26 protein-coding genes are annotated in these 21,699 nt (G+C 70.4%); 5 read left to right on the top strand and 21 right to left on the bottom strand.

Annotated elements, in window-relative coordinates; translation table 11 throughout:
- Nucleotides 1–419: 419 nt before the first annotated feature.
- From VF647_01655 to VF647_01635, 5 genes are all read right to left on the bottom strand, one after another.
- Complete coding sequence (locus VF647_01655) at nt 420–1,376, bottom strand: TIGR01777 family oxidoreductase (protein ID HEX8450767.1); 957 nt, start codon at nt 1,374–1,376, stop codon at nt 420–422.
- Between the two features lie 123 nt (nt 1,377–1,499).
- On the bottom strand, nt 1,500–2,015 hold the full coding sequence (locus VF647_01650; GenBank protein HEX8450766.1) for a DUF4123 domain-containing protein: 516 nt from the start codon (nt 2,013–2,015) through the stop codon (nt 1,500–1,502).
- Nucleotides 2,012–3,214: a hypothetical protein gene (locus tag VF647_01645; GenBank protein ID HEX8450765.1), complete on the bottom strand. Its 1,203-nt coding sequence runs from the start codon at nt 3,212–3,214 to the stop codon at nt 2,012–2,014. Before VF647_01645 ends, VF647_01650 begins: the two co-directional genes overlap by 4 nt.
- A 21-nt stretch (nt 3,215–3,235) precedes the next feature.
- On the bottom strand, nt 3,236–3,769 hold the full coding sequence (locus VF647_01640) for a hypothetical protein (protein ID HEX8450764.1): 534 nt from the start codon (nt 3,767–3,769) through the stop codon (nt 3,236–3,238).
- 197 nt (nt 3,770–3,966) lie between these two features.
- Nucleotides 3,967–4,620: a peptidoglycan-binding domain-containing protein gene (locus VF647_01635; GenBank protein ID HEX8450763.1), complete on the bottom strand. Its 654-nt coding sequence runs from the start codon at nt 4,618–4,620 to the stop codon at nt 3,967–3,969.
- Nucleotides 4,621–4,740: 120 nt separating this feature from the next.
- On the opposite strand from VF647_01635, the gene VF647_01630 reads away from it, so the two are divergent.
- Nucleotides 4,741–5,343 (top strand): PAAR domain-containing protein, encoded by a 603-nt coding sequence (locus VF647_01630; GenBank protein HEX8450762.1) that lies wholly within the window; start codon nt 4,741–4,743, stop codon nt 5,341–5,343.
- 18 nt (nt 5,344–5,361) lie between these two features.
- On the opposite strand, the gene VF647_01625 is transcribed toward VF647_01630, so the two are convergent.
- The 4 genes from VF647_01625 to VF647_01610 all read right to left on the bottom strand — a co-directional run bounded on the left by VF647_01625 (nt 5,362) and on the right by VF647_01610 (nt 7,823).
- A complete protein-coding gene (locus VF647_01625) occupies nt 5,362–6,105 on the bottom strand; it encodes a hypothetical protein (GenBank protein ID HEX8450761.1) in 744 nt (247 codons plus the stop codon).
- A 35-nt stretch (nt 6,106–6,140) separates the two neighbouring features.
- Nucleotides 6,141–6,764, bottom strand: a complete 624-nt coding sequence (locus VF647_01620) for a zinc ribbon domain-containing protein (GenBank protein ID HEX8450760.1) — start codon at nt 6,762–6,764, stop codon at nt 6,141–6,143.
- Between the two features lie 102 nt (nt 6,765–6,866).
- Nucleotides 6,867–7,409, bottom strand: a complete 543-nt coding sequence (locus tag VF647_01615) for a DUF1697 domain-containing protein (GenBank protein ID HEX8450759.1) — start codon at nt 7,407–7,409, stop codon at nt 6,867–6,869.
- 18 nt (nt 7,410–7,427) lie between these two features.
- Nucleotides 7,428–7,823, bottom strand: a complete 396-nt coding sequence (locus VF647_01610) for a hypothetical protein (protein ID HEX8450758.1) — start codon at nt 7,821–7,823, stop codon at nt 7,428–7,430.
- Between the two features lie 174 nt (nt 7,824–7,997).
- Between VF647_01610 and VF647_01605 the strand changes: the two genes are divergently transcribed.
- A complete protein-coding gene (locus VF647_01605; GenBank protein HEX8450757.1) occupies nt 7,998–10,022 on the top strand; it encodes an SDR family oxidoreductase in 2,025 nt (674 codons plus the stop codon).
- Between the two features lie 55 nt (nt 10,023–10,077).
- Here VF647_01605 and VF647_01600 read toward each other — a convergent pair whose 3' ends face one another.
- Complete coding sequence (locus VF647_01600; protein ID HEX8450756.1) at nt 10,078–10,371, bottom strand: Rho termination factor N-terminal domain-containing protein; 294 nt, start codon at nt 10,369–10,371, stop codon at nt 10,078–10,080.
- 176 nt (nt 10,372–10,547) lie between these two features.
- On the opposite strand from VF647_01600, the gene VF647_01595 reads away from it, so the two are divergent.
- A complete protein-coding gene (locus tag VF647_01595) occupies nt 10,548–11,015 on the top strand; it encodes a DUF983 domain-containing protein (protein HEX8450755.1) in 468 nt (155 codons plus the stop codon).
- A 116-nt stretch (nt 11,016–11,131) separates the two neighbouring features.
- On the opposite strand, the gene VF647_01590 is transcribed toward VF647_01595, so the two are convergent.
- From VF647_01590 to VF647_01560, 7 genes are all read right to left on the bottom strand, one after another.
- The gene (locus VF647_01590; protein HEX8450754.1) at nt 11,132–12,172 is read right to left on the bottom strand and encodes an LLM class flavin-dependent oxidoreductase; all 1,041 of its coding nucleotides are present in this window, start codon (nt 12,170–12,172) and stop codon (nt 11,132–11,134) included.
- Between the two features lie 83 nt (nt 12,173–12,255).
- Complete coding sequence (locus VF647_01585) at nt 12,256–13,278, bottom strand: LLM class flavin-dependent oxidoreductase (protein HEX8450753.1); 1,023 nt, start codon at nt 13,276–13,278, stop codon at nt 12,256–12,258.
- 194 nt (nt 13,279–13,472) lie between these two features.
- On the bottom strand, nt 13,473–14,099 hold the full coding sequence (locus VF647_01580; GenBank protein HEX8450752.1) for a hypothetical protein: 627 nt from the start codon (nt 14,097–14,099) through the stop codon (nt 13,473–13,475).
- Nucleotides 14,100–14,254: 155 nt separating this feature from the next.
- Nucleotides 14,255–14,599 (bottom strand): hypothetical protein, encoded by a 345-nt coding sequence (locus tag VF647_01575; protein HEX8450751.1) that lies wholly within the window; start codon nt 14,597–14,599, stop codon nt 14,255–14,257.
- Between the two features lie 530 nt (nt 14,600–15,129).
- The gene (locus VF647_01570) at nt 15,130–16,149 is read right to left on the bottom strand and encodes a glycoside hydrolase family 6 protein (protein HEX8450750.1); all 1,020 of its coding nucleotides are present in this window, start codon (nt 16,147–16,149) and stop codon (nt 15,130–15,132) included.
- Nucleotides 16,150–16,178: 29 nt separating this feature from the next.
- On the bottom strand, nt 16,179–16,649 hold the full coding sequence (locus tag VF647_01565) for a hypothetical protein (protein HEX8450749.1): 471 nt from the start codon (nt 16,647–16,649) through the stop codon (nt 16,179–16,181).
- Between the two features lie 83 nt (nt 16,650–16,732).
- Complete coding sequence (locus VF647_01560; GenBank protein ID HEX8450748.1) at nt 16,733–17,419, bottom strand: PH domain-containing protein; 687 nt, start codon at nt 17,417–17,419, stop codon at nt 16,733–16,735.
- A 199-nt stretch (nt 17,420–17,618) separates the two neighbouring features.
- Between VF647_01560 and VF647_01555 the strand changes: the two genes are divergently transcribed.
- A complete protein-coding gene (locus tag VF647_01555; GenBank protein HEX8450747.1) occupies nt 17,619–18,488 on the top strand; it encodes a L,D-transpeptidase in 870 nt (289 codons plus the stop codon).
- 102 nt (nt 18,489–18,590) lie between these two features.
- On the opposite strand, the gene VF647_01550 is transcribed toward VF647_01555, so the two are convergent.
- The 3 genes from VF647_01550 to VF647_01540 form a co-directional block, all read right to left on the bottom strand.
- Entirely contained in the window at nt 18,591–18,869 is a 279-nt protein-coding gene (locus VF647_01550; protein HEX8450746.1) for a hypothetical protein, read from the bottom strand.
- A gap of 118 nt (nt 18,870–18,987) precedes the next feature.
- On the bottom strand, nt 18,988–19,362 hold the full coding sequence (locus VF647_01545; protein ID HEX8450745.1) for a DUF2283 domain-containing protein: 375 nt from the start codon (nt 19,360–19,362) through the stop codon (nt 18,988–18,990).
- Between the two features lie 4 nt (nt 19,363–19,366).
- Complete coding sequence (locus VF647_01540; protein HEX8450744.1) at nt 19,367–19,690, bottom strand: hypothetical protein; 324 nt, start codon at nt 19,688–19,690, stop codon at nt 19,367–19,369.
- Between the two features lie 163 nt (nt 19,691–19,853).
- On the opposite strand from VF647_01540, the gene VF647_01535 reads away from it, so the two are divergent.
- Nucleotides 19,854–20,342, top strand: a complete 489-nt coding sequence (locus tag VF647_01535) for a hypothetical protein (protein ID HEX8450743.1) — start codon at nt 19,854–19,856, stop codon at nt 20,340–20,342.
- Nucleotides 20,343–20,408: 66 nt separating this feature from the next.
- Here the strand turns inward: VF647_01535 and VF647_01530 are convergent, their stop codons facing one another.
- Nucleotides 20,409–21,533 (bottom strand): ABC transporter substrate-binding protein, encoded by a 1,125-nt coding sequence (locus tag VF647_01530; GenBank protein ID HEX8450742.1) that lies wholly within the window; start codon nt 21,531–21,533, stop codon nt 20,409–20,411.
- Between the last annotated feature and the right edge of the window lie 166 nt (nt 21,534–21,699).

The raw sequence follows: 21,699 nt of genomic DNA, 5'->3' as shown, positions 1-21,699 counted from the left end.
CAGCACCCCGATGTTCATCAGGTCCGTCAGCCGGTCTCCTTCGTGCCGCACTTTGCTCACACGAGCCATCCGGGCCTCCTCGGGCTGGGGTCCGGTTATATCCTACCTCGCCTGGTGAACAAAGTAAACGGTATTGCGCCTGCGCGGACTCGGCGTCTGGATTCGCGCCCGCCGCGGGGACCCGCGCCCGCGTCTCAACCTGCGCGGCGCACACCGATGATCTGGTAGGGGCGGACCTGCGTGTCCGCCCACCCCCTCCCCCGCCCCGATCTGCGCCTCGCAGACGAACCTCGTAGGGGCCGCCCCACGTGGCTGCCCGTGCCCGCCGGCGCTCCGCACCCCGCGGCCGCATCCGGTGACAACCTCACCCGCCGGCCACACGTGCGCAACGCCACTCACGCACTCACGCACTCACGCACTCACGCACTCTCCCGCCGCCGCCACTCCCCACACAGATCCCGCGCGGCCTCCTCCCACCTCGGAAACCGGAACTCGAACCCCGCCTCCAGCAACCGCCCCGGCACCACACGCCGGCTCTTGAGGATCAGCTCCGTCTCGGTTCGCAGGAAGACGGCGCCGATCTCCAGCATCCATCGCGTCGCGGGGAGGCCTACGCCCGTGCCCCACGCCTCGCGCAGCACGCGCATGAAGTCGTCGTTCGGGAGCGGGCCCGGCGCGGCCAGGTTCACCACCCCCGCGAAGTCCTCGCGCTCGATCAGCCAGCGCACGGCCCGCGTGAAGTCCTCGTGGTGAATCCACGATACGAACTGGCGCCCATCCCCCGAGCGCCCGCCCAGCCCGCGCCGCACGAGCCCCAGCAGCACGTCGAAGATGCCGCCCGCGTCGGGGCTCAACACCACCGCCGAGCGGAGCGCGACCTTGCGGGTGTGCGGAACGGCCGCGTCCTCGAACGCGCGCTCCCACGCCCGCGCCACATCGATGCTGAAGCGCCAGCTGTCCGGCGCGTCCGGCTCCTCCCCGCCGATGATGCCGGAGGCCTCGTCGTTGGGCGCGTCGAAGCGGTGGGCGTAGATGGTGGCCGTGCTCGACTGCAGCCAGATCCGCGGCGGCCGAGCGCACCCCGCGATGGCCTCGCCCAGCACGCGCGTCGAGTCCACGCGCGAATCCATGATCTCGCGGCGGTTGGCGGCGTTGTAGCGGCAGTTGACGTTGCGGCCGGCGAGGTTGATCACCACGTCCGCGCCTTCCAGCTCCGCCGCCCACGGGCCGAGCGTCTTCGCGTCCCACGTCACCGAGCGCCACGGCCCCGCGCTCGCGGACCGCCCCAGCACAACCACCTCGTGCCCGTCGCCCTCGAAGGCGCGAGCGAGCAGCGTTCCCACCTGTCCCGACCCGCCGGGGAGGACGATCTTCACTTCGCCTTTTATGTACCTGGTCGCGTGACGGACACCCGCGACGAGTATAGCGGGCGAGCCGAGCGCGCGGCCAGCCCGCAACGCACATCGGCCTGCTGCTCTATCTTACCCGCGCCGCCGAGATCACGGAGATGACTCGGCCACCACCCGGATCTTCCGCGCCGCGCCGTAAAAGAGCCGCACCCCGTCCTCCTCCGCCACGCCGAACGCGCGCGCCGGGCCAAAGAAGCCGCGCAACGCATCCGCATCGCAGCTCTCGAGATGGCCGCGGAGGACGCGCGGATCGTAGAAGCGGAACCGCATGCGCTCGCCGTCCGGTGACCGCACCACGAGCAGCTCGCGGAGGTGGCTGGCCAGCGCCTCCAGACCGCAATCCGCCATCACGAACACGCCCCACGCATCCTCCGCCCGCGTCTCCGCGATCCACTCCAGCAGCTCCGCATCCGCCGCGAACAGGTACGGCGCGAGGGCCCACAGCGCGGCGTCTTCCGTGCCCGCGAACAGCGAAGCCGCGCGCGCTCCCCGCTCCCACGCCATCGGCGGCACGTCCGCCCGGTCGCACGCGTCGACGATGGCGTACAACTCCCCCGCGTCCACGTAGCGCCGGAGCTGCGCGGCATCGACCACGGCTTGCGTCATCGGGCGGGCGCGGCCTGCGGCGGCCACGCGGGGGGCGGCCCGAGTGCCGCCGGGCCGGGGATGTGAGCGGTCTCGCGTGCCAGGTCGATTCTCGCCGGCACGGGAGAGTTGCTCACCTCCTGCCCGATGGGTGAAGCCGCGAGGCGAATCGCGTATGCCCGCGCGTCGGCGCCGCTTCCGTTGTACCTGGCCCATGCCTGGCGCGCCCATTCACGCCAGGTCATCCCGGCGCTGTACTCGTCACGCAGGTTGCTGGTCAGAAAGAGGTTCAACCCACTGCGTATGTTCTCGCGCCAATCCCACGCCACCTCGCGGACGATCGGGCGGTTCGGGAGCCGGGTGTACTGCGAGATGCCGACTCCGAAGTCGAACGTGGCGAGTGGAAAGTTTGGTGGATCGTCGGGGCAGTCGAAGCGCACTCCCCTGTAGCTCGTCCCCGTCTGCGCACGTGCTCTGAACTGGGTGTAGTCGGATTCGTGGGCGAATATGGCCCGCACCATCGTCAGTATGTTCTCGTTGCGGCCGGCGAGAACACGCTCCAGGTGATCGACCACGTCCCTCTGCTGGGGGTTGGACCCGCCGATCCGCAGGTGGACGTAATCCAGCAGCCACGCGCTGGTACCCGGCGGACGCACCGCCACGGTGAGCAGCGCGTGGCCCCCCATCAGGTTCGCGGGACCGTTGTAATCGTAGCTCACCGCAGGATCGCGAGTCCCGGCGAAGAGGGTGAAGTCCGGCTCGGTGCTCCGCCCCTGCCATTCGAGTTGGTGGATCTCCGAGCGCCCCGAGTAGCGCGAGTTCCCGGTGTTGATGTGGCGCGCCAGGACGTGGCGGCACTGAAGGCGCCAGTGGATCGGCGTCTGCCGGGGCGAGAAGCCGCGCAGCGTGCAGCGAACGGCGATGGGCGGCATGGCCGGGGTGCCCGTGATCGCGAGCACGTTCTGGTTGAACTCCGGAGCGCGCGGAACCCCGCCGGCTCGGTAGCCGGGCGGATCCTGGCGATCGAGGTTCGCGATCTGGAGCGCAGGTCCCGCCGTCTGCACGGTGTTGCCGCCGCTCCGTGCAACCGGACTCGCGCCCGGAGCCGCGAGCATCATCCTCCGCCGCGGTGGCTGGAGGCCCGTGTCCGCATCGGGGAAGTTGTTGTCCAGGATGCGCGGGTCGGTCGCGGCGGGCGCGCGCTCGGCTAAGACGGGCACGGGTAGGTGAGGGTCGGAGTGTCAGTAGCCGAGAGCCCGCAACCGCGCGCGAACCGCCGCCGCCGTGCGCAGGCCGTACACCTTCTCCGCGACGGAGTCCAGGTGCACGAAGCGCGTGCCGTTCCAATCGAAGACGGCGACGTTGTTCTCCATGTTCCAGTCGCGATTCCCACGATCGTCGGCTGGCCCCCGGCCTTCCGCGCGGAGGATCAGCACGAGCTCGCGAGCGGCGTCACGGTCCGCGTTGGCGCCGAGCGCCGCTCGCACTTCGTACGCGGGCGCGGCGACTTTCCACAACGAGACTTCGCCGAGCGGAAGTGCGTGGCGGCGGTAATAACCCGGGCAACCGGCGGCTGGCGTCAGCACCCACCCGCTCTGCAGCCCCTCAGCCCGGGTCCCGAACAGCGCGAGGATGTCGCGCCGCGTGAATCCGAACTCCCCCTCCAGCGCCTGGTGCGACAACTCCATTCCGGCCGGACGCACCCGCATCAGGAACGCGGTGGCGCCCTCTCCGGCACGCCGGTGAACGATCGCGGTGTCGTCGCACGTGTTCATCTGAGCGGTGGTTTGCGCCACACCACGAGCGGGCTCGTACGCCCCGGCGAAACCCAGAGCGCACCACGCCAGCGCTTTCGTGATCTTTGTGATCGTGAGACGGTGCATGACGACGATCTTCCGTGCTCGAGCTCGTTTCCACCTGCGGCACGCACGCTGCCCAGATGTAGATACCCCGGATCGCGGAGGTGGGCACGTCAGCTTCCGTGGCGGGCGCGGAGTGCATCGGCGGTTGGGGGGTCGAGGCGGCCCGTCTCCTCGAGGCCGGCGGTGGCCTGGAAGAGACGGAGTGCATCCTCCGTTTCCGGGCCGGGGACGCCGTCCACCTCGCACGCGGCGAAGCCCAGGTTGCGGAGGCGGCCCTGCGCGCCGCTGATCTCGTCCGAGGGGTCGAGGTGGCCGAACGCGAGCTCGAAGCGCTCCTCGGCCTCGGCCACGGACTGGCCGTCGTGGGCCGGGAGCACCAGCTCGCCCCGTCGCGCGTCGCAGGGGATGCGCGCCTCCAGCCAGCCCTCTGCGTCCGTGCTGCCGGACTGCCAGAAGCCGTCCACGCAGAGCTGGTACGCCTGCGCCGCGCGCGGTGCGTCGCCCTCGCGCAGCAGGCGGAGCCGGAAGAGGGTGGTGCGGCCGCTGACCGTGTAGCGGTTGCGGATCTGCACGGCGCATGGACGCGGCGCGGGCTCCGGGTCGGGGACGAAGAGGACGTCGCCCGGCTGGAGCACGGCGGGGTCGGGGCGGCGCGCGCGCAACTCCGCGTTCTCCGGATGCTCCCAGAGGGCGGCCCACGGGGTGCCGCGCTGCGCGGCGATGCTGCGCGCGCATTCACCCTGCGCGAGGGTATGAAGGGGCATCGGCGGGCTGTGCTGATTTAGGGAATTGTGATCCCCCTTTCGGGGAAGTCGAAGCGGCATTACAATGAAGGCGGCTTCTTCGGCGCGTCAAGTCCCGCGTCGGTTCCTCCTCCACCGCGAATGCCGATGCTCCCCGCCGCCCGGGTCGGCGACATGCACGCCTGCCCGATGTGCGACGGCCCCAAGCCGCACGTGGGCGGACCCATCCTCCCGGCCGGCGTGCCCACGGTGTTTCTGGCCGGGATGCCCGCGGCCGTCGTGGGTACGATGTGCACCTGCACGGGGCCACCGGACACCATCGTGCGCGGCTCGGCGACGGTGTTCATCGGCGGGAGGCCAGCGGCGCGCATGGGGGACGCGACGATGCACGGAGGCGTCATCACGGCGGGCGCCCTCACGGTGCTGATCGGCGATTCGGGTGGCGGCGGGGCGGGCACCCCGCAGGCCGCCGCCCTGAGCGCCGCGCGCCAGTCCGCCGCTCCCTTTGTCTCCACCAGCCCCGCGCCGTCCGACGCCGCGACGGTGTGGACGGAGATCGAGCTGGTGGACGACGACGGGCTTCCGGTGCCCGGCGAGGCGTTCGTGGTCACCACGCAGGACGGGCGCAGCATCGAAGGCGCACTCGACGCCAACGGCCACGCCCGCCTGGAAGGCCTGGAACCTGGAAGCTACCGCGTCGACTTTCCGCGGCTGGACGGCCGCTCGTGGAGCGCGGGAGGGTGAGTGGTGTGCGGACCTCGCCTAGCGCGGTCCCGCGAGGAGCGTGTCCTGGATGGCCGGGAGCACGCGAAAGGTCTTCAGCGTGAGGTCGAAAAAGGGCGCGCCGTCCTGCGTGAGGCGCATGGTGCGCGGCCAGCGCACGCCGCCGCTCTGGATCTCGCCGCCCAGCCACGCCTCCTGCACCACGGGATTTGCAGTGGTGGCGTCGTGTATGCGCGCGCGGACGCGTGAGAGCCGGCCGTTGGCATCGACGTACAGCTCGACGTCCGGCCGTCCCGGGTTATGCGCGAGGATGCCGCGGTGCCCGGTGGAATCCGCTGGCAGGACGGTGAGCGTCACCCCCGGCGCGCGCAGCGGAATGAGGCGCATCGCGGAGTAGAAGTAGAACTCCTCTTTCTCGCTTGCCAGCATCAGCGGCGGCATCGGGGCGAAGCCGTTCGCGTTCACGAGCCACCCGCGCGGCGACGCGAGCACCAGGTGGCGCATGGTAGATGGCCCGCGCTCCACCGCGTAGGTGGACACGACCGCGCTGTCCGGCGGCTGGATCGCCCAGCGGCCGCTGATGGGCACGGTGCGTCCTCCCGCGTGCACCGTCGCGTCCGCGTCCCAGACGAGCCCACGCGCACGCTCCAGCGCCTCCGCGCCCCCCGCCTGCTCGATGGCGCGCGCCAGGATCCGCGCCGGCTCACTATCCACGCGCGCGCCGGGCGCCGCGGATGCGCACCCGGCGAGCAGGAGAACGATGATCGGAACCGAGATGCGCATTCGCTGGAGCTGGCGAGAGGGAGGAAAGCGCGCGGTCAGGACTTCTCGCCGCACTCCGGGCAGAACTTGGCGGAGGCGGGGATCTCCGCATCGCACGAGGCGCAGTTGCGCTTGAGGGCGACGGGGGTGCCGCACTCGGGGCAGAACTTCGCGCGGCCCACCGGCGCGCTGCATTCGGGGCAGCTTACGACGCGCTGCTGCAGGTCCTCTTCGCTGACCGTGGCGCGCTCGTACGCGGCCTCGCGGGCGCGCTCGATCTTGGCCTCGCGCTGGATGACGGCGAGCTCCGCGTCCAGGCGCGGAACGCAGGTGGTGCAGGTGCCCTCGTCCGGGTTCCAGCAGTTGTCGCAGTAGTGGTTGGCGCAGCGCGGGCAGCGGTGGAAGTGCGTCCGCGCCTCCTCCACGGCCGTGCGGAACGCATCGTCGCGCGCCTTCTGCCACCCGGCGCTGCGCACGTGGCTGAGGGCGTTGCGCGCCGAGCCAAAGATCCCGCCGAAGACGCTCTCCGCCATCCCGAGCACGCTGTCGGCCGTGCCGGTGGCGTAGCGGTCGAAGGGGGAGCGCCAGGCGTCGTGGCACCCTTCGCAGTAGAACTCGAACTGGAACCCGGTGTCGGTCGAGAGATCCTGGTGGTTGTCGGAGAACTGGATCTCGGTCATGGCTTTCCTCGTTTTTCGGCGGGGTGGGATGCGGGTGGTGCAGACGGGGAGTATAGGCGTGCGCGCTCGCGGGCAGCAAGCATGTTTTTCGGGCGCCCGATGCTACACGGGCTCTTCGGCGAGCGCGCGCAGCTTCAGCATCGTGGCCCAGTTGCGCGCCGTCCCGCGGTCGCCGAGCAGCCGGTTGAGGGCGTCGGGGAGGCGGCTTTCGAGGACGCCGTCCCTGCACCACATGTACGCCACGCGCCGGCCGAGGGCGAGCGAATCGGTGCCCCAATCCTCCTTCGCCAGCGGCTCGAGCAGGGCGCGGTCCGCGGGGTCGCGCAGCACGGTGACCAGAAAGCGCGACGGGTTGTCCACCTCGCCGAACGGATTCCCATCGACCGCCTCCGCCACCTCCGGCGCGGTGATGACCGTGACGCGCGACGAGATGCCCGTCTTGGCGACGATCGCCTCCTCGATGCGCGCCGCGGCGTCATCCGGCGCGGTGTCCGTGGCCGTGTAGACGACGTTGCCGCTGTTGAGGAGCGTCTTCACGTCCGTGAAGCCGAGCTCCGCGACCAGCGCGCGCAGGTCCGCCATCGCGATGCGCTTCGCCTTGCCCACGTTGATGCCGCGCAGCAGCGCGACCTGCTTTCCAGTCATGATGCCGGTGTAGGCGGCTCAGTGCGTGAACAGCACGACGAAAACCGCCGCCGCGACCACCACGAACGAGAGTACGAAGGAGAGCGTGCCGAGCGCGAGCTGGACGGGGACACCGACCGGGCGCGGCCGGCGGAGGGTGGACGCGATCACCCAGGCGCTGATCGCCATCGGCACGACCACGACGGCGGTGTGGAGGACCATGACCACCGGGTCGAGATGCGAGAACTCTCCGCCGTGGATCACCAGGGGGAACAGGCTCGTGGCCACGACGACCACGATCCAGGCCGCCCACAGCCCCGGGATGCCGAACCGGCGCCCCGCCACCACCGCGACTAGGACGTAAACGACAAGCAGGACGAGAGATAGTGCGACGACCGGCCAGTCCACGTCGACGGACGCGATGCTGAAGTTCATGGGCGAGGGCTCCCCGGGATGGGACGGGCGATGCGGCGGGCGACGCATATTGCTCCGCGGCGCCAGACGTTGTCAACGGAATCGCGCGGGAGAGGGGATGCGGAGCCCCGCACGGCCCGCCGCTTGCGAGGGCCGCGCGCCCTACGCAGGGCACCCATGGGACTGGAGGGAACGATGAAGATGCGGCTGAGAGCGGTGGGCGATCAGGTGATCGTCATCACGGGGGCGGACAGCGGGATCGGGCTGGCGACGGCGCGCGAGGCGGCGCGCCGCGGGGCGCGGGTGGTGATCAGCTCGCGCAACGCGGAGGCGCTCACCCGGATCGCGGACGAGCTGCGCGCCACCGGCACGGAGGCCGAGTGGCTGGCCGGCGACGTGGGCGACGAGCGGGCGATGCGCGAGCTGGCGCGCGTGGCGGTGCACGCCTTCGGGCGCATCGACACGTGGGTCAACAACGCCGGCATCGGGATGTACGGCGAGCTGGAGCGCACACCGCTGGGCGACGCGCGGCGCCTCTTCGAAACCAACTACTGGGGGATGGTGCACGGCGCCCTCGCCGCCCTGCCGCACCTCAGGCAGAACGGCGGCGCGCTGATCAACGTGGGGAGCGTGGAGAGCGGCGTCCCCATCCCCATGCACGGGCACTACGCGGCCAGCAAGCACGCGGTCAAGGGCTTCACCGATGCGCTGCGCATGGAGCTGGAGCACGACGGCGCGCCGGTGGCGGTGACGCTAATCCGGCCGGCCGCCATCGACACGCCCTTCACCGAGCACGCGCACAACCACATGGAGGGCGCCGATCCCGAGCTCCCGGCCCCGGTGTACGCGCCCGAGGTGGTGGCGGACGCCATCCTGCACTGCGCCGAGCACCCGCGCCGCGAGCTGATCGTGGGCGGGGCCGGGAAGCAGATGTCGGGGATGTGGCGCTGGGCCCCGCGCCTCTTCGGCGGCTACGCGGAGAACGTGGTGTGGGATCAGCAGCGCGCCCCCCGCGGCACCAAGCGCCGCAACGACGCCCTCTACGCGCCGACCACCGCGGGCAGCGAGCGCGGCGACTACCCGGGGCACGTGATGGAGTCCAGCGCGTACACCAGCGCCGCCGAGAACCCGCTCCGCTCCGCCCTGCTCCTGGGGCTGATTGGCGTCGGGACGGTGTGGGCTGTGCGCTCCGGGCTGTTCGGGCGGGTGTACGGCGGGGCGCGCGAGCGCATCACCGGCGCCGGCGACACCATGTCGCGCGCCAACCACGAGATGCGGCACGTGCTGGAGCACCTGGAGATGCTGGGCGGCGAGCCGATCGAGCAGCTCACCCCCGAGGAGGCGCGGCGCCAGCCCACCCCCGCGGAGGCCGTGATGGCGCTGCTGCGGAAGCACGGCAAGAGCACGGAGCCGGAAGAGGTGGGGAGCGTGGTGGAGCGCACCATCCCCGGTCCCGGCGGGCCGCTGCCGGTGCGCATCTACGCGCCGCGCGGAAGGGGGCCCTTCCCCGTGATCGTGTACACGCACGGCGGCGGGTGGGTGATCGCCACCAACGACACCTACGACTCGTCCGCGCGCGCGCTGTGCAACGCGGTGGGCGCGGTGGTGATGTCGGTGGAGTACCGCAAGGCGCCGGAGCACCGCTTTCCGGCCGCCCACGAGGACGCCTACGCGGCGTACGTGTGGGCGCTCTCCAACGCCGCGGAGATCGACGGCGACCCGTACCGCATCGCGCTGGCGGGCGAGAGCGCGGGCGGCAACCTGGCGATCTCCACGGCGGTGATCGCGCGCGACCGCGGGGTGCGGCTGCCGGCGCACATCCTGGCGGTGTACCCCATCGCCGACGGCAACACGGACTCCGAGTCGTACGAGGAGAACGCGGACGCCAAGCCGCTCAACCGGCCGATGATGCAGTGGTTCCTGAACCACTACCTGCGCGGCGCGCCGGACACGGGGCATCCGCTCATCTCGCTGATCCACGCGGACCTGCACGGCCTGCCGCCCGTGACCCTGATCACGGCGGAGATCGACCCGCTCCGCTCGGACAGCGAGCACCTGTACGACCGGCTGCGTGACTCGGGCGTGCGTGTGAAGTACCACCTCTACAAGGGCGTCACCCACGAGTTCTTTGGGATGGGCGCCGTGCTGAGCGATGCGCGCAAGGCCGTGAACAAGGCCGCCGCCGCCCTCAGCGCCTCGCTGGAGCGGCCGAGGGCGTAGCGCTCCTTCGACGGATGCAAAGCGGGCCGGCGGCGGGTGCCGCCGGCCCGCTTCGTCATCGTCCCACCGCGCGGATCAGCTCGTCCTTGGTCATCTTGCTGCGCCCCTCGATCTTTTTCTCTTTCGCCATGTTGTAGAGCTCGTCGCGCGTGTGCTCCTGGAGCGAGCGGTTGGGGTTGCCGGTGCCCTGCGTGCGCTTGTTGGGGGTGCGCCCTTCCTGGCGGCGCTTCTTGTTGACCGTGCGCCCGGCGATCTCCTGCGCCTCGTCCTCGGGCACGCCGCGCGCCTCGGCGCTCTCCTTGACGTGCTCGTACATCCGTTCGTCCTTGCGATTCCATCCGCGGGGCATCGCCGCCTCCTCTCCCGGGTTCGCGTTGCGTCGCTCGGAGGCGTGGGGTGCCACCTCCGTGCCATGTGGTGTATCACCCTACGGAAGTGCAGCGTTTGCCGCCTTTCGATCCGGGGCTCGCCGGGCGATCATTGGTCGTGGATGGAGAAGGCCGTAACTCGTGGCTGGAGGATGAGATGAGCGGACCGGAGCGCCGCTGGGCGAACCCGGAGGAGCTGAGCCTGAAGCGGGCGGCGCGGCTGTACGGGCGCGGCTTTACCCTGCGCTGCCCGCACTGCGGCAAGGCGCGGCTCCTGAAGACGTGGTTCAAGCTGAAGCACAAGTGCCCGGAGTGCGGGCTGCGGTCGGATCGGGGGGAGGAGGACTTCTTCCTGGGCGGGATCATGCTCAACTACGTGTTCTGCGGGCTCGTCTTCCTGGCCGTGGTGGTGCTGCTCGTGCTCTTCACCTGGCCGGACGTGCCGTGGGACCTGCTGCAGTGGGGCGGGATCGCGTTCATCGCCATCCTCCCGTTCCTCTTCTATCCCTTTTCGCTCACCACCTGGCTCGCGTCGGACGTCCTGATCAAGCCGGTGACGGAGGAGGAGATGGAGTGGCACCGGGCGAGCCGCGAGGGCGAGTTCCGCAAGCAGCGCGACCGCTGAACAACGGGTCTCACGCGGAGACGCGGAGGCGCAGAGAGAAAAGCAAAGAAGAGAGTTCTCTGTGGCTTGCAGTTCCCTCTGCGTCTCCGCGTCTCCGCGTGAGGCAAGCTGTAGAACTATGCCCGCCGCGCGACCTCCGCCCGCACCACCGGCGCCACGCGCGTGCCGAACAGCTCGATGGAGCGCATGACCTGCCGGTGCGGCATGGTGCCGACGCTGAACTGCACCATGAAGCGGTCGTGCCGAAAGATCGCGTGCTGAAAGAGGATCTTCTCCGCCACCTCTTCGGGGCTCCCGACGAAGCTGGCGCCGCGCAGGGTGCGCGATGCGTCGAACGCCGCGCGCGTGAGCGGAGGCCAGCCGCGCTCCCGCCCGATGCGGTTCATCGTCACCGCCGTGGGGCCGAACGCCTCGTCCGCCGCCTGCTGGGAGCTGTCCGCGATGTAGCCGTGCGAGTTGATGCTGACGGGGAGCTTCGCGGGATCGTGCCCGGCGCGGCGGGCGGTCTCGCGGTACAGCTCCACGAACGGCGCGAACCGTTCCGGCTGCCCGCCGATGATGGCGAGCGCCATCGGCAGGCCGAGCGTGGCGGCGCGCGCCACCGACTGCGGCGTGCCGCCCACCGCCACCCACACCGGCAGGGGGTCCTGCACGGGGCGCGGATACACGCCCTGCCCCGTGAGCGGCGCCCGGTGCCGCCCCGACCACGTCACGCGCTCCTCCTCGCGCAGCCTCAGCAGCAGCTCCAGCTTCTCGGCGAAGAGCTCGTCGTAGTCGCCCAGGTCGTAGCCGAAAAGCGGGAAGGATTCGATGAACGACCCGCGCCCCGCCATGATCTCCGCCCGCCCGCCGGAGAGCAGGTCCAGCGTGGCGAAGTCCTGGAAGACGCGCACCGGATCGTCCGAGCTGAGCACGGTGACGGCGCTGGTCAGGCGGATGTGCTTCGTCCTCGTCGCCGCCGCGGCGAGCACCACGGCGGGCGACGAGGCGACGTAGTCCGGCCGGTGGTGCTCCCCCACGCCGAAGACGTCCAGCCCCACCTGGTCCGCCAGCTCGATCTCCTCCATCAGGTCGCGCAGCCGCTCCGCCGCGCTGACCGTCACGCCCGTCTCCGCGTCGGGTGTGGCTTCCGCGAAGGTGTAGATCCCGAGTTCCACTTAATCTTCTCCGAGGTGCAGGTCAGGCCCAACCAAAGTGCCAAGTGCCGAGTGCCTGGTGCTCAGTAACTAGGCACTCGGCACTAGGCACTAGGCACTCCGCTCCACACCGCCGCTTCTGCCAGCAACTCATAAGACCGCAGCCGCGCCGCGTGGTCGTGGATGGTGGCCGTGACCATCACCTCGTCCGCCCCGGCCTCGGCGGCGACGCGCGCGATCTCGCGGTGGACCGTTTCGGGACTGCCGACGATCACAAGCCTGCGGTAGCTGTCCGCGATGGCGCGCTCGCGAGGGGTATATTCGTACGCGAGCGCTTCGTCCGGCGTCGGGATCGGCGCGAACTCGCCGCGCGTGATGCGCACCCACACCAGGTCCATCGACGCGGAGAGGTACGCCGCCTCCTCGTCCGTCTCCGCGCAGATCACCGCGGCGCCCAGGATGACGTGCGGCTCGGGAAACTGGGCGGAGGGGCGGAAGCTGTCGCGGTACGCCTCGATGGCCGGCGCGGGCGGGGTGGGGCTGAAGTGCCGCGCGAAGCTGTACCCCGTCCCCAGCTCGCCCGCCAGCCGCGCGCTCGCCCCGCTGGAGCCCAGCAGCCACACCGGCGGCAGCGACACGCCGCTGGGGATCACGCGCACCCCGCGAAACGGGTGGTCCTCCGGCAGGTCGCCGCGCGACAGCCCCGTCAGCTCGGCCAGGTGATCGCGGAACTTGGCGGGGTCGAAGGGCCGCAGCGCGCTCGACGTCAGCGGATCGGTCCCCGGCGCGCGGCCGATCCCCAGGTCGATGCGGCCGGGGTGCAGCGCCTCCAGCGTGTGGAACGCCTCGGCGGCCTTGAGCGGAACGTGGTTCTGGAGCATGATGCCGCCCGATCCCACCCTGATCCGCTCCGTGGCCGATGCAACGTGCCCGATCAGGATCTCGGGCGCCGAGCTGGCGATGCTGGGCATGCCGTGGTGCTCGGCGAACCAGTAGCGCGTGTATCCCAGCCGCTCGGCCAGCCGCGCCAGCTCCACCGAGTTGCGCAGCGCCTGGCTCGCCGTCGCACCCGGCCCGATCGGCACCAGGTCCAGCACCGAGAGCGGGATCTCCTGCGTGTTGCTCATATCATACGGTCCCGACAGAAGTTCTGTGCGTCCCAAGGGATCAAAATATCACGCGAAGGCGCGAAGACGCGAAGGAAAGACCCGGAAGACCTTTCTTTGCGCCTTCGCGCCTTTGCGTGAGGCCACTTCTTCCCAAGAAAAGGCCCCTCCGCCAGCCACGGCGGAGGGGCCTTTCACTTCGACGAGCGGGGCGGCTAGCGGAACGTGCGCGCCCGGCTGAAGATCGGCGCCGAAGCTGCTGGGAAGAGGCCGCGGTTGGGATTGAGCTGAAGCGCCGACACGACGGGCGCGTCGAAGCTCCCGGTGCGGACCTCAATGGTGCCTTCCGGTGCCTCCCCCCTGTGCAGCGTGATCGAAAAGGTGCCACGCACCCGGTTGTCCGCGATCTCGGTGACCTGCACGTTGCCCACGTAGCCGGTGTACAGGCCGGTGTTCCCCTGGTTCGGGTCGCTGCTGACGCCGGTCAGGAACTCGCCGCGGATGGGGCAGGCGCTCTCCTGCGTCGCGGCCGTGCAGGTGGTGATGCCCACCGAGGGCGGCACGTACAGGACGAACAGGTTGCTGCGGCCGCTCGCGAGCTTGTCCGACGCGAGGACGGCGAGCTTGCCCTGCACGACGAACGCCGCGCTGTAGTCGGGAAGGTCGTTGGCGTCCGGGTCGTACGAGCCGGTGGCGACGAAATCTCCCGTCTCTGCCCCGGTGTAGGTGAAGGAGAGCGCGCCGCTCGGGTTGTCGCCCGAGCCGGTGGAGTCTTTGCAGGCGGCCAGCGCCAGCGCGAGCGCCGCGGTGCCGAGCAGGCGCTTCAGGGTCGGGGTGCTCATTCTGCGTTTCGCGTCCGGGGTGGCGGGCCTGCGCGGGGTGCGGCGGCCCCGGTTTGGCCGCGCCGTGCTCGCGCGGCTTTCTGACCGAAGTCTGCCCAATTTCCATAGAACGCACCAGTGCCCGTCCGTCTGACGCGGGGAGCCGCGTTCGTGCTTCAGGGGGCGCGGTTCTGCGTGGCGACTACGCGGGCGGAGGCCCAGAGCGCGCCGAGCTCCTCGTCGGTGCAGCTTTCCCACCCCGAGGGCGGCGGGGCGAGGCGGCGCTTGGCGCCGTTGTATTCGAAGGCCAGCCATCCGCCCTCCAGCCCCTGCGCCAGCACCGGCGTCTGCGAGGCGACGCTGCGTCGGTCCGCCTTGCGCCTGTCGGGGCCGTGGTACGCCACCACGTCCTGCCCGCGCCTCTCGCGGAGGCGCGCGAAGCCGGAGCGGCCCAGGGTGGGGATCACCTGCCACACCCGCCACAGCTCGCCGTCAGGTGCGATGAACTCGCGCAGCGCCATGCTGTTCTCTTCCCAAACCGCCGGGGTACGTGCCGATCGTGCGCCTCTGCCTAACCTACGCACTCCCGCGCCGCGCGCAACGCTGTCGCGCGGGGGTGATCGGCGGGGGCACTCGCCGGGCACCGGCGCACGCGCCGGGGGCTGAAGCCCCCGGCTGGAACGACGCGAAGCCCACTGAAGTGGGCTCGAGCGACGCGGCATCCGCCCCGGAGTCCGCCCGATGGTGGGCTCGTGGACCGCCGCTCTTGGAAACGCGGACGGTTGTGGGATACATCGGTGCCGAATGCGGGCGGCGTCACACGCGGGGCACGGGCAGCCACATGGGGCTGCCCCTACGGGTTCGGTGCCGGGGGGCGAAGGTCGAGGTGGGGGAAAGGGTGGGCGTGATGAATCACGCCCCTACGGCATCGAGGCGGCGCGGGGATTCGGGCACCGGTGCGGATCTCGCCCGCGAGTCCGCGAAGGCGGACTTTGTGCTGTTGTTGCCGCGAGTTCACTCGCCAGGAGACCAAGGCCAGGAGGCGCACCACCTACCGCGGCAGCGCGCTGCCGAGGGCCTCGGCCATTTTGCCGAGTTCGAGGGCGTACTCGGCCCACCACTGGCCGGCGCGCGGGCCGCCGTTGCAGACGCCGTCGGATTGGCCGGGGGTCTTGACCCAGAGGAAGGCGTCCACCAGCGGGTGGCCCGTCTGGGCGGTGGGGGCGGTGCCGAGGGCCTGGTTGCGCGCGTTGCACCAGACCCGCTCCACCGCGGCGCCACGCCCGTTGCGGCTGGTGTCGATCACGAAGTGCTTGCCGCCCACCATCGCGCTCAGCCGCTCGCCGTACGCGATGTTGACGCGGGTGGCGTGGAAGTTGGACACGTTCAGCGCGAAGCCATCCGCCATCTCTATGCCCGCCTTGCGCAGCCGGTTCGCCATCTCGCTGGGCTGCTGCCAGTTGGCGTTGCCGGCGTCGATGTACACCGATGCGCCCGCCGCCTTGAGCGCCTGCACCGCCTCGCGCATCAGCACGTAGCGCTCGTCCTGCATGCGGAAGGGGAGGCAGTCGATGGCGGCCAGCCCGTCAGGCTCCAGGATGACGACGGCCGGGCGGCGGCGGATGGCAGCGGCGAGATCGCGCGACCACCTGCGGTACGAGTCGCCGCCGCGCGAGCCGCCCGCGGAGTAGAGGCCGCAGTCGCGGTGCGGGATGTTGTAGGCAACGAACACGGGGAGCGCCCCCGCGGCGGTGATGCGCGACATCAGCGCATCCGTCTCGCGGCGCACGTCGCGCATCCAGTCGCCCAGCCAGATGGCCTGCGGCTGGTCGCCGATGCGGCGCATGAGGGCCGCGTCCGCCGGGCGCGAGCGGGCCCACTGCTGCGCCTGCACCCGCGCCGGCGAGTACGGGTCCACGTACAGCCGCCGCCCGCGAAAGGGGTTGCCGCTCTGCCCGTCGGCGGACGGGCCGGGGACGAGAAGGAGGAGCGGGGCCAGGGCGAGCGCGAGCAGCCGCGGCCTCCAGAAACGCGGAGGCCGCGATCCACGCGGGGGTGGTCGCCGGGGCATGGCTCGCGGATGCTGCGAGGTTCACCCGCTCAGAGCCGGAGCGCTTCTTCGGCCGGGGTGAAGTCGGAGGCGCGCCGGTGCGGGAGGTTCGGGGAGGGGAGCGAGCCGTTCGCCTCACCCATCTTGCGCATCATGTACGTCTGGCGCGCCATCAGGATGCGGGCGGCCCGGATGTCGTAGTGCGTCTTGATCGCCAGGTTGGCGAGGTCGCCCGCGCCCCACAGCAGCCCCGCGAACACGATCAGCCGGATGGTGTCGCCCACCAGCAGCCCGATTCCCGCGCCGCCGGGGGGGCGGTTGAGCCACCACGCGGCGAACTGCCCCAGCGCCAGCACCAGGATCACCACCGACGAGATCCGGAAAAGGATGCCGACCAGGTGAAGTCCTTTCTGCGGCTCCAGGTCCTCCTCGCGAACCTCGACGCCGGAGAGGAGCGGGCGCCTTCCAGGCCTGCGCCCCGTTTCGTTCGACTCGCCCTCGATGACGGGAGATCTGCTCATTTCGTCTCCAGCGAAGCGGTTGATTTCACCCCTGGTTGCACGTCCAGAACGTACTTCTTTGCACTTCCTGTGCTACGCCTCTGTTACCGGTCCGCCGGCACGCCGGGAAGGTACGCCTCGGCAGCGCGCTGGCGGAGCAGCTCCTCCAGGAACCCCACCTGCTGCTGAAGCCGCTCCACGTCCATCTGCAGGCGCTCGACGGTCGCCTCCAGCCGGTCCACGTGGGCGCGGGTGGCGGGTTCGGGGGGCGGAAGGAGGCCGGCCTTCGCGGCGATGCGCCCCATCCCCGGCAGCCCCGCGACCGCGGCGATGGCGGGGTGCATCGGCTTGGGCTCCAGCGTCCCCTCCATCATCCGCGGCTGCCCCGGCACCAGCCCGGCGATGGAGCCGGCGAAGCGGAAGGCGTCCTCCTTGGTGATGCGGATGCGGTAGCGCCCCTCCGGCGTGTCGAGGGCGATCTGGTACGCGCGCAGGCGGCTCCCCTGCTGCACCCGCGCGATCTGGCCGGCGGCGAACTCCACCTGCTTGCGGGCGAAGCGATCCTGTTTGAGGCAGATGAGGCGCTGGTTGGTGCTCACGAAGAGCCACGCCCCCGCCGGCCCAATGCGCGGCCGGCGCACCCCCAGGAGCTTGCCGCGCACGACGCCCAGGATGCGCTCGTCGGCGTGCAGGATGTGCGGAAGCGCGCGGAACTCGCGGTGCTCCCACCAGCGGTCCCCCTCGCCGATGTCCCGGAGCTGTGCGTCGATTGCGCTGCGGTCGACGGGCATGCCTCACCGTTTTTGCGGAAGATGTGCGGGACGGGCGCGGCGGGATGCCGGCCCGTACCCGGCAATGTAGCGGGGCGCCCGGATGCCTCCAAGCAGTACGCGCGTGCGCTGGCCGGCACCGGCGGAGTCAAGGTGCGTCCAACCTCCGCGCACGCCCCTTGCTAAACGGCTGGGCCCAACCCCGCAAAGGAGACGAGGAATGACGAGAAGGCTGATGAGATCGTGGGCGATGGGCGGCGCGGCCGCGTTCGCCCTGGCCGCGTGCGGCGGCGGCGATGCCGAGAACAACGGCGCCGCGGCACCCGCCGGAGGCGCCGCGCCCGCCGCGCAGCCCGCCCCGCCGCCGCAGCCCCCGCAGGAGGTGCGGCTGGAGGTGGACGTGGCGGCCAAGCAGGTGCGCATGTTCCGCCGCGACCAGCTCGAGAAGAGCTACGGCATCGCCGTGGGACGGCCGGAGTGGCCCACGCAGAACGGCAACTGGAACGTCACCCAGGTGGTGTGGAACCCCGGCTGGACGCCGCCGCCCGACGAGGAGTGGACCAAGGGCGAGGAGCCCAAGGACCCGGGCGACCCGGACAACCCGCTGGGCACCGTGCAGATCGTCTACGACCCGCCGCGCACCATCCACGGCACCAACGAGCCGCAGTCGATCGGCACGGCGGCCAGCCACGGCTCCATCCGCATGCGCAACGAGGAGGCGGAGGAGCTGGCGCAGCTGCTGATGGTGGCGGGCGGCGCGCCCAAGGACCCCGCGTGGATCCAGCAGGCGCGCAGCAACCGCAAGGTGCGGCAGGAGGTGCAGCTTCCCAACCCGATCCCCATCAGCGTCATCAACGGCGCCGACAACGCCGACGCCATCGAGGGCGACCGCTCCAAGGGCACGCAGAGCGGCACCACGTCCGGCGCCGCCCCGAAGTCCTCGTCGGGCGACACGGCTCGCTCCTCGCGCGGCACCTCGCGGTCCGACACCGCCCGCTCCTCGCGCAGCACGCGCTCGGACACGGCGCGCTCCACCCGCCGCTCGCGCGACACCGCCCGCTCGGCGTCCAAGGACACAACGCCGCGGTAAGCCGCCGCACGCCAGGAACGAAGAGGGCCCTGCACCGGCATCATCCGGTGCAGGGCCCTCTTTCCGTATGCGGCAACCCGTCGCCTCTCCGCACCGTTGTACTTACGGGCAACGTGGCATGTAGTAGACGATCTTGTAATACTCAGTGATGTACCCCTGCTCGGTGTGGGTACCGTCGCAGTAATAATAATGTACCCCCACCTGTACGGTCTTCGCCGGATCCGAGTAGAAGGTCTGCCTGAAATCAACGTTCGTAACCGTGGCCGAGCCGTGCAGCCGGTTCCCCGACGGCGCTGCCGCGGAAACAGAACCCAGAAGCAGGGGTGCGGCGAGCGCTGCGACGACTCGGCGGAAAACGGTGTGACGGAGTAAGCTCGACATAAGACCTTCCTTGATCAGAGGGTGGCGACCATCACGTTGCGCAACATACACGCTTCGCATTAAGGCGCAATACGTACGTATGGCACGGCAAGGGGGTTGTCGTATACCTCCCTGGTGCTCACGCTGCCCGCGACGGCACGATTTCGGGCTGCAGGTACATGATCGGAATCGGCTCGGACCCACCGGGCGTGTAAGCGGAGACAGTCAGATAGTCGTGCACCGGCGCATCCTGCAGAATCTGGAGCGCGATCTCGCGAAGTTCCTCCGACAGCATCGCCAGGCCGGTCAGTGGAAAGCTGCGGGGCCCCATCTCGGTGCGCTGTGCCAGGATCGAATAGTTGAAGAGACTGAGCCCCACAGCGGATCGTGCACCTGTGTTGATCCGCAGCAAGGTGTTCTCGTTCAGCTCGATTCCGGTCCCGCTCTCCCCGGGCATGAACGTGATGTGGAGAGTGTCGCTGATCTCGTCGTACTTCCTCGTCGGGTCGCTCATGCGTTCACCCTATGTGCTTCTGGTAGGCGGTGACAATGTAGTTGTTGGGCATCAGCCTTCCGTCCGCATCCTGCCCCAGTCGAAACAGGACGATCGCCTCCACATGCGTATTGTGTTCGGGAAGGCCTGCACAGCGCAGCAGATATCGATACTTCTGGGGATTCAGTGAGTCCTGCCGCCGCTTCCCCACGCGTATGGTTTCTCGAAGCTGAGCCTCGTACGGCTCCATCTCCGGATGGTGATCGCAGACGTGCTGCCATCGCTCATCCGTAAGATAGATTGGGTTGCCGTCCCGGTCACGAGTTGTCCAGCGGGTATCCTCACGCATGATCCTTGAGCCGGTGCGCGGATAGGTTGCTTCGCCGCAAACCAGACTGCACGGATGGGACCGAACGCGTGCTCCCCGGATGAGGCGCCTGCTTGCATGCCCTCGTGCCCTCCGCCAGCTTGGGTGCTTGAACCATCACCAACCCCTCACCGGAGCGTCCGGGATGGAATCCTACCGGCTGGAGCGGCGCATCCGCGGGCTGCTGGTGCTGTTCATTGTTGGGCTGGTGGTGAGCGGGGTCACGGCCTTTCCCATCGAGACGGAGCTGCGCTGGCTGACGCGCGTCCTCGGCGCCGACGCGGCGGACGGGGGCGTGCTGCACTGGCTCGTCACCGTGCGCGATGGGGTGATCGCCACCAACCGCGCGTACCCCTTCCTGGCGTACGGCACCGACTGGCTCGCCTTCGCGCACCTGGTGATCGCGGCGCTCTTCATCGGCCCGCTGCGCGATCCCGTGCGCAACGTGTGGGTGGTGGAGTGGGGGATGATCGCGTGCATCACAGTCGTTCCGCTCGCGCTGATCGCGGGGCCGATCCGCGGCATCCCGTTCTACTGGCGGCTGATCGACGCGTCATTCGGGGTGATCGGCATCATCCCGCTCTGGCTCTGCCTGCGCGACATCCGCGCGCTGGAATCGCAGGCGTCCCCGTAAAGCCACAAAGAAACCCTCCCGCTGTTCTCTCTGCGGCTCCGCGCCTCCGCGTGAGGCCAGCCGTTCCTATCGCCCGGAGCGCACCAGACGAAAGCGAGTGCCCTCGATGGCGGCGATGGCCACGGGCTTCCCCACCGGATCACCGTTCTCGTCGAAGGCGACGGGGCCCGTGACGCCCACGAACGGATCGCTCCCGCCGGGGCGGCCCACACCCTCCAGGTATTCGCGGATCTCCGCGCGGGAGCGGGCACCCGACTTGAGCGCGCGTGCCAGCAGGTACACGGCGTCGTAGCTGGTGGCGGCGGCCGATTCGGGCTCGCGGTTGTAGCGGCGGCGGAACGTCTGGGCGAAGGCGCGCGCCCGGTCGCTGGCCTCGGGGTGGTAGAGCATTCCGAACATGGTGCCGTCGTAGTTCCCCTCCATCGAGGTGAGCGACTCCAGGCCGTCGCCGCCCAGCACCCGCGCGCCCAGCCCCACCTCGCGCATCTGGCGGATCATGGTGGATGCGCCCACCTCCAGCCCCGCCACCAGCAGCACCTCCGCCTGGCGCTCCTTGAAGCGCAGCAGGTACGGGCGGAAGTCCTTCATCTCCTCCAGGTACGGATCGGTGCCCACGAGCACGGCGTCGGTCTGCGCGAGCGCCTTGCGGAAGATGGCGGCGAGGCTGTTTCCGTACTCGTCGTTCGCGTACAGGATGCCCACCCGCCGCCCGAACCGCCGCGCCTCGCGCGCGATGGACGCCGCGTTGGCGCTGTCGTTGGATGCGATGCGAAAGATCCAGGGCCCGGCCTGGGCGATCTCGGTGCTGGTGGCGCTGGTGCCCACGGCGGGAAGCTCGCCGTCGTGGTACACCTTGGAGGCCGCCATCATGGGATCGGAGTTGGCGTGCCCCACCACCGCCACCACCTGCGGATCGTCCACGAAGCGGCTCGCCACCTGGATGGCCGCCGCCCCCTCGCCGCCGTCGTCGCGCGCGCGGATGGCGATGGTGACGCCGCCGAGGTCGCCGGCCGCGTTGAGCTCCTCGGCGGCCAGCTCGGCCCCCAGCCTGGAGTTCTCGCCGTACGAGCGGGTGAGCGGCGCGGCGAGGCCAAAGGTGACGGTGCCGCCGCGGTTCGGGGTCAGGTCGCACGCGGCGGCGGCCGCGGCCAGGAGGAGCGGGAGGGCGTGACGCGGGATGTGTACGGGCACGGGGTCCAGAGAGGGGAGGTGGGACGGATGTGCGGTTGCGGTTCATTGTAGCAGAGACGTGCAAGTGCAGCAAAATCTTTATACGTCATTCCCCGGCCCGGTTCATATTCCGCCCCGCGCGGGGGCTGCTGCGGCGAGGCGGGTACGCGGTTTGCCTCCCTGCCGC

The sequence above is a fragment of the Longimicrobium sp. genome, from assembly GCA_036387335.1.
Classification (GTDB): domain Bacteria; phylum Gemmatimonadota; class Gemmatimonadetes; order Longimicrobiales; family Longimicrobiaceae; genus Longimicrobium.
Note: the sequence above shows the minus strand (reverse complement) of the source record. Positions and strands in the feature narration are given on the sequence as shown.